Raw genomic sequence first — 7,647 nt, 5'->3', positions numbered from 1 at the left:
TTTCTTTAACATCCAAAAAATCAATAATATCTACTAAAATCTTATCACCGATTCCTTCTAAATTGTTTAGTTTTTGATAAATATCAGGCTCATTTGTTCTAAGCAATTCCATTTGAGCTATAAAATTATTATAGCTGCCAAATTCTCTAGCAAGCAATTTAGCATTTTGTTCACCGATATGCCTTATGCCTAATGCATATATAAATCTTGGCAAACTAACGTTTTTTGATTTTTCTATATTTTTAAAAAGATTTTAGTAGATATTATTGATTTTTTGGATGTTAAAGAAAATGTTGAGCTTATCAAAAAACTTGGTGAAATATTAAATATTGAAGATTATAAAGAGACTAGAGAACAGAGTAGTTTAACGGACAAGATAGTCGTATTTACCGGTAGTTTACCGACGATATCTAGAGCGGAAGCTAAAGCAACGGCTGAGAAGCTTGGGGCTAAAGTTGCAGTTGGCGTATCATCGAACACGGATTTAGTTGTAGCCGGTGTTGATGCAGGCAGTAAACTTAAAAAAGCTAAAGAGCTTAATATTAAAATTATTGATGAAGATGAATGGCTTACGCTTATAAAAAATGTTTAAAGTAAGGCATTGCTAACTAAATGATAGTAAATAAAAAACTCTATGTCATTCCCGCGAAAGCGGGAATGACATAGAGCCATGCGTGCGAGTTGGTCATAGAAGTGAAATTTATGATTAATTTAAAATGAACTATCGTCATATTTATCATGCAGGCAATTTTGCCGATATAGTCAAACATTTAGTCCTAATTAGTATTTTAGAACAGCTCAAGCAAAAAGAAAAACCTTTTGCGGTTTTAGATGCTTTGGCTGGGCTAGGTCTTTACGATTTAAACTCGGAGGCGGCTTCTAAAACTCTAGAAAGCGATACGGGAATTAATAAATTACTGCAAGCTACCGATCCTATTCCTCAGCTCTTAAAAACTTTTTTAAATATAATAAATATAGTAGGCAAAAGTCACTACCCAGGTTCACCTTTTATAATTAAACAATTATTAAGACCAAATGATCGCTTAATTGCCTGCGAACTTCATCCAAGCGATTATTTAAGTTTAAAAAAATTATTACCAAATGATATGCATAATATAGATGCTTATAATGCTATCAAAGCTTTGCTACCATTTAAAGAGAATAGAGGATTAATTTTTCTTGATCCGCCTTTTGAAGTAAAAAATGAGTTTCAAAAATTACTTGAAGCACTTACAAAAATTAAGCTACGAGTTCTTAATAATACTGTCTTAATTTGGTATCCTATAAAAGATTTATCTTTAGTCCGTGATTTTTACCACAATTACAGAAATATCGGATTTAAAGAAACTATGATTATTGAATATGAGCTTTTAAATAGTGATAAAAATATGGTAAAGTGTGGGTTAATGTTAATTAACCCTCCAAATATTAGAGGAGAATTAGAGAAATTAACAGAATATTTAAGTGGCACTCTTAATTTGAAAGTTACATACATTTATCTTTAATGTCTTTTAAAAAATATATCTTTTTACTATTTATAGTTTTTCTTGTTCAAGGTTGTAGCAGTATTAAAGTATCTAGTGATACTACGTTAGTTTCTACTACTTCATCTCAATTAAAGCAAAAATATAAAATCAGCCATGCGAATTTAGTAGTACAGTATGATTTAACAAACAAAAATAGCAAATGTATATATGCAAAAAACTTAGGTCTAATAATTAATAATCCTAAACAAAATAAGATTTTTTTACACAAATTACATAATAAAAACCCGGCAGAATTTAATAAAACAGCCGAAATAAAAATAGCTGATATAAAGGCAGTTGTAACAAAACTAAATTCAAAATATAAGTTTCTCTCTAAACCGGAAGCTAGCTATTTTGCAAAAAAACAAACTCATAGGAATAATATCTCAGAATTAACCAAGCTTGATAAAATAATTAGTACAATACCGCTTATGATGCCGGAATATGAGCCGAAAATTACTAGCCATTACGGAACTAGGACAAGTCCTCATAAAAAGAAAAGAAAAAAGAAATGTTTCCATAGCGGTATTGATTTACAAGCTAAAAAAGCAGCACCGATATATGCAGCAGCAAGCGGAATTGTTATAAAAGCCGCTAGAGCACCTGATTACGGGAATTTTGTTGAGATTAAACATGGACGCAAATTTGTTACGAAATATGCTCATTTAAAAGAAATGTCAGTCAAGGAAGGAAATAAAATTAAGCGTGGTCAATTTATCGGTATACAAGGAAGCACTGGTAATGCAACGGGTGAACATTTGCATTTTGAAATTCTGTTAGATAATAAAGCAATCAATCCGTTTGACTTTATTTTTAACTACCGTAAATGTTAAACTATGATCAAACTTTTATATCCTGAATTTTGGCAGAAGCGAAATATTATAGCTTATTTGCTTTTGCCTATAAGCTTGATATATCAATTTTTAGGCTATTTACGAGCTAGTTTAGCACGTCCTATTATGTTGCCTGCTAAAGTTATTTGTGTCGGTAATTGTAGCGTAGGAGGTACGGGTAAGACGCAGATAGTAATGTATCTAGCCAAATTACTAAAAGCTAGAAATGTAAGTTTTGTAATAGTAACTAAGGCTCATGGTAGTAACCTTAAAAGTGCAACTACCATACATCAAGGATGTACAGCATTAGAGGTAGGAGATGAGGGGGTAATACTTGCAAAGTACGGAGCAGTTATTGCTACTAAAAATATTAAAGAGATTGTGCCGTTAATTAACGAGCTTAAACCTGATATAATAATAGTTGATGATTTCCTACAAAATCCTTATTTTCATAAAGACTTTACTATAGTCTCAGTAGATAGTCAAAGGCTTTTCGGCAACGGTTTTCTAATTCCTGCCGGTCCTTTAAGACAATATCCAAATAAAGCCCTTGATGCAGCTGATTTAATTTTTTTAGTCAGTAGCCACCAAGATAAAATACCGAATATTTTAACTCCTTATATCAATAAGTTAATAAATGCTCAAATAGTTCCTTCAAATAATATAGATAAAACTAAAAATTATTTTGCTTTTAGCGGTATCGGTAATCCTGAGCGTTTCTTTGCGACTTTAAAAAATTACGGATTAAATATAACCGGTTACAAAATTTTTCCTGATCATTATAATTATTTACAAGCAGATTTAGAAAATTTATATTCATTAGCTAAAGAGCATAATGCTACCTTAGTTACTACAAGAAAAGATCATGTTAAGTTTAATGATTTAAATAATAATATTGTCTGTCTAGATGTAGAATTATCTATAAACCATCCTGATTTATTAAATGAAAAAATTTTTAAAAAAGCTCAGATATTTAATTGAGTATTTTATCGTTGTTATATTCCTAAAAGTAATAGGAATATTCGGTGTAGATAAAGCGGCGGATATTTGTAGTTTTATAGCAAGAAAAGTCGGTATATTATTTGCTGTTAATAAAATTGCTAGACGAAATATTAAAGTAGTATTCGGCGATATGTGTGATGTTGAAAAAATCATAGATCAAACTTGGGATAATTTCGGTAGGTTTATCGGTGAATTTACATATGTTGGCAAGATGGATGAAGCCGAGTTAGAGCGTAGAATCGAAATAATCGGCATAGAAAATATTAAAAAACTTGAAGGACAACCTTTTTTATTATTTAGCGGTCACTTTGCCAATTGGGATATTAGTCTTAAGATTCTTCATAAATTTTATCCGAAAGTTGCCGTAATTTATCGTAAAGCAAATAACCCGTATGTTAACAAGTTGGTTAATGAAAGCCGTGCCGTTGATAAATTAAGACTTATACCGAAAGGTCCTGAAGGTAGCAGAGCTTTAGTCAGGGCTATCAAGGAGAGTGAATCTATTGTTATGCTTGTTGATCAAAAAATGAACGATGGAATTGAAGTGCCTTTTTTAGGGCATCCTGCTATGACTGCAAGCGCCATCGCTAAAATTGCTTTGCAGTATAAATATCCAATTATACCTTGCCAAATCATTAGAACTAAAGGCAGTTATTTTAAAGTAATAGTTCACCCGCAATTAAAGTTTGAGCAAACCGGTGATAATAAAGCCGATTGCTATAATATTATGCTTAATATTAATCAAATGCTAGGAGAATGGGTTAAGCAAAATCCTTCTCAATGGTTTTGGTTTCACAATAGATGGAAGAAATGAAACGTCATTGCGAGCAGCCGTAGACTGCGTGGCAATCTCGTCAAATATCCTGAGATTGCTTCGTCAATTGCTATGCAATTTCCTCGCAATGACAAAAAAATGAGCCACGGTATGACATTTTAAGAAAGCATAGTCCGTAATTTCTCAAGTACTTCTTGAGCGTGATTTTTAGCATTTACCGACCGCCAAATATGCTTAACTATGCCTTCCTTATCAAGTAAAAACGTAGCTCTATCAATACCCATATATTTTTTACCGAACATTGATTTTTCTATCCATACCCCTAATTGTTCGCATAAATTTGAATTTGCATCAGAGGCTAAATCAAATCCTAAACTATATTTAGCTTTAAATTTATCATGAGAATCAAGCTTATCTTTGGATACTCCGATAATTACCGTATTAAGTTTATCGAATTCCGGTTTTAGCTTGTTAAAATCTTGTGCTTCAATAGTACATCCAGGTGTATTGTCTTTCGGATAAAAATATAATATTACGCATTTTCCTTTTAAATCCGATAGTTTAATTACGTTATCTTGACCTATGTGTAAAGATAAATCAGGAACTTTTTTTCCTAGTTCTAATGTCATAACACCCTCAAATTTATTTGATACAATAACTATATATTCAATATGTACTTTTTAAAATTGCTTTTTATAATTATATTATTTATGATACCAGTATATAATACTTAAGTTTAATTTTTATTAACTATTTCAATAAAAAGGTTTTATGAGAACTATAAGTGAAGCACTTGAAGAATTACATAAAAATCTTAAGGACTCTGCTAAAATTATTACTGTCGATTTTAATAAAAAATGTCATGAAGTAGCGGATAAATTATCCGTCAAAATTAATGATTGAGAGGAATATGCTAAGGATAGTAAAGACCATTCTTTAGAAACTATAAAAGAGCAATATAAAAATTTAACGAAAGAGTTACAGGATTATCAGAAAATTAAAGATGATAAATGTGGAAGAATATAGACAAACTCTTGTGAAAAAACTTGATGATTTAAGTAAGAAAGTTGAACAATATAATAATAAACATAAATAATTGGAGAATATAATGAAAAAAATTTTAATAACATTAGGTGCTACCGCTACTTTATTATTAACACCTAGTATTTTTGCAGGTTTGCCTACCAAGGATGACACAAAAGCAAATGAAGTGCAAACTGAAGAAGTAGCTACAAGCAGTACAAAAACAATTACCGAAAACTTACAGGAATTAAAAGACAATTTAACAAACCTAGCACAAACGGGAGCCGATAAATTTAATCAGACCTTAAGCAATACTTATGATCAGATAGCCCAAAGCGTTGTAGAGATAAAAAAGAATGTGAAAGATCAGAAAGATAAAAAAGGTGAAGAACTGCAAAAATCTGTAGATGCTGTAAAAGCAAAAATGGAAGATTATAAAAAAGCAGGCAGCAAGAAGCAAGAAAAAATACGTCAGCACCTAGTGGATAAATTAGAAGAGCTAAATAAAAATATTAACGAATATAATAACGATAAAGAAAAAGCAAATTCGTAATTTTTTAACGTCATTGCGAGGAGATGCATATAGCATTGACGCGGCAATCTCATAAAGTAGGATAAACTCCTGAGATTGCTTCGTCGAAACTTATAGTTTCTCCTCACAATGACTGCGGGCAATATACCCTTAAAAACCGGTATTATTTATGACTATTACCAAAGAAAAAATTGCAGCTATGTTAAGCTCTAAATTGGGTTTTTCAAATAATTTATGCGAGGAAATAGTTCATACGGTTTTTTCTAATATTTTAGAAATAGCAAAAGAGCAAAAATTAACTTTAAAGAATTTTGGTAGCTTTGAGGTTAAACAAAAAAATCCACGTCCCGGAATAAATTTTCATACCAAAGCACCGGTAATTATAGAATCAAAAAAGAATTTACGTTTTGTCCCTTCTTCTAAATTAAAAGCTTTAATTAATGAATCTACTCGATGAACTTCGTTATAATTTGTTGGTTTGTTGCATGTCTCGGAAAATGCTTTTTATGTCATTCCCGCGAAAGCGGGAATCCAGTAAAACCTATAAAAAACTTGTTTTTTTAGGTTTATTTTGTCAATAATGTGTATCAATATTAAGGTTATTTTTGGGGACTCCCGCCTACGCGGGAATGACATAAAACGAGCCATGCAACAAAATCTGTATTCGGAGTATATGACAAACAATAAGCTAACAAAAAAATATTATTCTGCTAGTGAAGTGATTAAGCATTTAAATATTGCTTTACATCAATTAAGATATCTAGAGACAAAAAGCTCTGATTTATCTAATTATAAAATAAATAATAGAAAATATTATACTGCTAATGATATTGATCTACTCCAAAAATCTTTAAATAAAGATATTATATCTCTTTCTACCGCTAGAATCGATATATTACTTACCAATTTCCATAATTTATCTCTTCAAATAAAAAAAATTCTTACCGATTCCTCGATGACGTGCGTATAGTACTTGTCATATCACGTTTTAAAGAAAAGAAAGGAACATATTATGACAATAAGACAAATGGTAAAGCCAGTAATTATAGGTATATCTGGTCCTGAATTAACCGATGCCGAAAGAGAATTATTTGAAGAACATAATCCTTTTGGTGTAATTTTATTCCGTCGTAATATTAGAAAGAATGATAACGGTGCACAGGATAAAGAAGCCCTGATTAAGCTTATTGCAGATATAAAAGAAGTATTAGGGGAAAATACTATCATCTCTATAGATCAAGAAGGCGGTAGGGTAAAAAGGCTCATAGCACCGACTTGTTATGACGCTCCGGCTGCTCAAACTTGTACTGATCCCCAAGCATGTAAACAAAATTATAGTGATATTGCGAAAGAGCTGAGAGAAGTAGGCATTAATCTAGATTTTGCACCGGTAGCGGATTTGATCCACGAAGGAGCAGACAAGATAGTCGGCGATAGAAGTTTCGGCGGGGAGCCAGAAGTAGTCGTGCCTTTATGTTTAGCTGCTATAGACGGATTACAAGAAGAGAAAGTCGGGGCTTGTATAAAACATATTCCGGGCCATGGTAGAGCTACGGTGGATAGCCATAAAAAATTACCGATTGTCGATGCTGATATAGAAGAGTTAGCAAAAACAGACTTTAAAGTATTTAAGGAGCTCGCGAAGCACGATAATATTAAACTTGCTATGACGGCACATATAATTTATAAAGCTCTTGATCCTGAGAAGCCTGCCACCCTATCAAAAAAAGTGATAGACTATATTAAAAATAATATCGGCTTTAAAGGGCTTATTATTTCCGATGCAATAGATATGAAAGCTTTAAGCGGTAGTATGGCAGATATGACCAAAGAAGTTTTAGATGCAGGCGTAGATATAGTGCTTGAATGTACCGGAGAATTTAACAAAATGTCTGAAGTTCTAGGTAGTGTTTCGGAAAGTTCTATAGATAAATTTTCTGACTTGTTTATTGCTTA

The 7,647-nt window shown here is 31.6% G+C and carries 10 protein-coding genes and 2 pseudogenes; 10 read left to right on the top strand and 2 right to left on the bottom strand.

What is annotated here, in order from left to right:
- Positions 1-253: pseudogene (locus O6R16_RS06970) on the bottom strand (helix-hairpin-helix domain-containing protein); the annotation flags it as partial.
- Here O6R16_RS06970 and O6R16_RS06965 point away from each other — a divergent pair.
- The 5 genes and pseudogenes from O6R16_RS06965 to O6R16_RS06945 all read left to right on the top strand — a co-directional run.
- A pseudogene (locus O6R16_RS06965) lies at positions 248-592 on the top strand (BRCT domain-containing protein); the annotation flags it as partial. The pseudogenes O6R16_RS06970 and O6R16_RS06965 overlap by 6 nt on opposite strands.
- Positions 593-716: 124 nt before the next feature.
- Positions 717-1,505, top strand: coding sequence for a 23S rRNA (adenine(2030)-N(6))-methyltransferase RlmJ (locus tag O6R16_RS06960; RefSeq protein ID WP_499680568.1), 789 nt, complete (start codon positions 717-719; stop codon positions 1,503-1,505).
- The gene (locus O6R16_RS06955) at positions 1,505-2,359 is read left to right on the top strand and encodes a M23 family metallopeptidase (protein ID WP_499680567.1); all 855 of its coding nucleotides are present in this window, start codon (positions 1,505-1,507) and stop codon (positions 2,357-2,359) included. The genes O6R16_RS06960 and O6R16_RS06955 overlap by 1 nt, the downstream gene beginning before the upstream one ends.
- 3 nt (positions 2,360-2,362) lie before the next feature.
- Positions 2,363-3,340: a tetraacyldisaccharide 4'-kinase gene (gene lpxK / locus O6R16_RS06950; RefSeq protein ID WP_499680566.1), complete on the top strand. Its 978-nt coding sequence runs from the start codon at positions 2,363-2,365 to the stop codon at positions 3,338-3,340.
- A complete protein-coding gene (locus tag O6R16_RS06945) occupies positions 3,303-4,175 on the top strand; it encodes a lipid A biosynthesis lauroyl acyltransferase (RefSeq protein WP_499680565.1) in 873 nt (290 codons plus the stop codon). The genes lpxK and O6R16_RS06945 overlap by 38 nt, the downstream gene beginning before the upstream one ends.
- Before the next feature lie 119 nt (positions 4,176-4,294).
- On the opposite strand, the gene bcp is transcribed toward O6R16_RS06945, so the two are convergent.
- Complete coding sequence (bcp, locus tag O6R16_RS06940) at positions 4,295-4,765, bottom strand: thioredoxin-dependent thiol peroxidase (RefSeq protein WP_499680564.1); 471 nt, start codon at positions 4,763-4,765, stop codon at positions 4,295-4,297.
- A 142-nt stretch (positions 4,766-4,907) separates the two neighbouring features.
- Here bcp and O6R16_RS06935 point away from each other — a divergent pair, with 142 nt between their 5' ends.
- The 5 genes from O6R16_RS06935 to O6R16_RS06915 all read left to right on the top strand — a co-directional run.
- The gene (locus tag O6R16_RS06935; RefSeq protein ID WP_499680563.1) at positions 4,908-5,039 is read left to right on the top strand and encodes a hypothetical protein; all 132 of its coding nucleotides are present in this window, start codon (positions 4,908-4,910) and stop codon (positions 5,037-5,039) included.
- Between the two features lie 205 nt (positions 5,040-5,244).
- Complete coding sequence (locus tag O6R16_RS06930) at positions 5,245-5,712, top strand: hypothetical protein (RefSeq protein WP_499680562.1); 468 nt, start codon at positions 5,245-5,247, stop codon at positions 5,710-5,712.
- A 148-nt stretch (positions 5,713-5,860) separates the two neighbouring features.
- The gene (locus O6R16_RS06925; RefSeq protein WP_014014705.1) at positions 5,861-6,148 is read left to right on the top strand and encodes an HU family DNA-binding protein; all 288 of its coding nucleotides are present in this window, start codon (positions 5,861-5,863) and stop codon (positions 6,146-6,148) included.
- Between the two features lie 216 nt (positions 6,149-6,364).
- Positions 6,365-6,661: a MerR family transcriptional regulator gene (locus tag O6R16_RS06920; RefSeq protein ID WP_499680561.1), complete on the top strand. Its 297-nt coding sequence runs from the start codon at positions 6,365-6,367 to the stop codon at positions 6,659-6,661.
- A gap of 42 nt (positions 6,662-6,703) precedes the next feature.
- The coding region (locus O6R16_RS06915) for a glycoside hydrolase family 3 N-terminal domain-containing protein (RefSeq protein ID WP_499680560.1) at positions 6,704-7,647 on the top strand (944 nt) is incomplete at its 3' end.

This window comes from Candidatus Rickettsia tasmaniensis, from assembly GCF_036857515.1.
GTDB classification, from domain to species: Bacteria; Pseudomonadota; Alphaproteobacteria; order Rickettsiales; family Rickettsiaceae; genus Rickettsia; species Rickettsia rickettsii.
This window is presented reverse-complemented; position numbering and strand designations above follow the sequence as displayed.

Coding starts and splice junctions, on each gene's coding strand:
- O6R16_RS06960 (WP_499680568.1), top strand. CDS start 717: ATGAACTATCGTCATATTTATCATGCAGGCAATTTTGCCGATATAGTC.
- O6R16_RS06955 (WP_499680567.1), top strand. CDS start 1,505: ATGTCTTTTAAAAAATATATCTTTTTACTATTTATAGTTTTTCTTGTT.
- lpxK (WP_499680566.1), top strand. CDS start 2,363: ATGATCAAACTTTTATATCCTGAATTTTGGCAGAAGCGAAATATTATA.
- O6R16_RS06945 (WP_499680565.1), top strand. CDS start 3,303: ATGAAAAAATTTTTAAAAAAGCTCAGATATTTAATTGAGTATTTTATC.
- bcp (WP_499680564.1), bottom strand. CDS start 4,765: ATGACATTAGAACTAGGAAAAAAAGTTCCTGATTTATCTTTACACATA.
- O6R16_RS06935 (WP_499680563.1), top strand. CDS start 4,908: ATGAGAACTATAAGTGAAGCACTTGAAGAATTACATAAAAATCTTAAG.
- O6R16_RS06930 (WP_499680562.1), top strand. CDS start 5,245: ATGAAAAAAATTTTAATAACATTAGGTGCTACCGCTACTTTATTATTA.
- O6R16_RS06925 (WP_014014705.1), top strand. CDS start 5,861: ATGACTATTACCAAAGAAAAAATTGCAGCTATGTTAAGCTCTAAATTG.
- O6R16_RS06920 (WP_499680561.1), top strand. CDS start 6,365: ATGACAAACAATAAGCTAACAAAAAAATATTATTCTGCTAGTGAAGTG.